This is a genomic window from Aeromonas sp. QDB25 (assembly GCF_027707725.1).
Taxonomy (GTDB): domain Bacteria; phylum Pseudomonadota; class Gammaproteobacteria; order Enterobacterales; family Aeromonadaceae; genus Aeromonas; species Aeromonas caviae.
Genome location: NZ_JAPCIZ010000230.1, coordinates 1 through 749 on the forward strand (window position 1 = coordinate 1; position 749 = coordinate 749).

At 59.9% G+C, this 749-nt stretch carries 1 pseudogene; it reads right to left on the reverse strand.

The features are described from left to right. A pseudogene (gene istA, locus PG883_RS23635) lies at positions 1-749 on the reverse strand (IS21-like element ISAs29 family transposase); the annotation flags it as partial.

Sequence of the window (749 nt, forward strand, 5' to 3'; positions counted from 1 at the left end):
CTTCGACTCGTGATGGCGGATACTCCCGGCTAAGACTCAGCAGTCCCAGGCAGAGTCGGTATGCCTGCTCGGCATGGGCTTTCTCTGCCAGCCGTTCGCTAACCCAGCACAAGGTGCCCGGTCCGATGTCGGCAGCCCACTGCTTAAGACGCCCTGGCGTCCAGCGTTGCTGCTTGCTGTGACGTTCCGGCATGTGCTCAGGGAGTGTGCTCATCCCCGGGATGGTTTTACGCGGATGGCTCGCGACCAGCTGTTGCTGGTGATAGACCTGAAGCAGGGTATCGCCCGCATGGAGCTCCAGTTGCTGACCCACATACTGGTGCGGCACCGAGTAATGGTGCTGCTCATAACTGACGTGATAGTCGATGTTGACCTTGACCGTTTTGATGGCGACATAGCGATAGGGATGCACCGGTAGTGACCCCAGTGCCGGGCGGTCCAACTGCTCAAACGCCTCGCGTCGGTTACCGGGCAGCTGCTTGAACGGGCGCTCGTTGAGCTCATTCAACAAAGCCCGGATGCACTGGTTTAGCTCGGCAAGCGAGAAGAAGGTCTGATGGCGTAGACGAGCCAGGATCCAGCGCTCGACGATCTGCACACCCACCTCGGCCTTGGCTTTGTCCTTAGGCTTGTAAGGGCGAGCTGGCATCACCGCCACCTGATAGTGCTCGGCCAACTGCTGGTAGCTGGGGTTGAGCTCGGGATCGTATCGGCAAGCCTTGCTGACACCGCTCTTGAGGTTGTCGGGG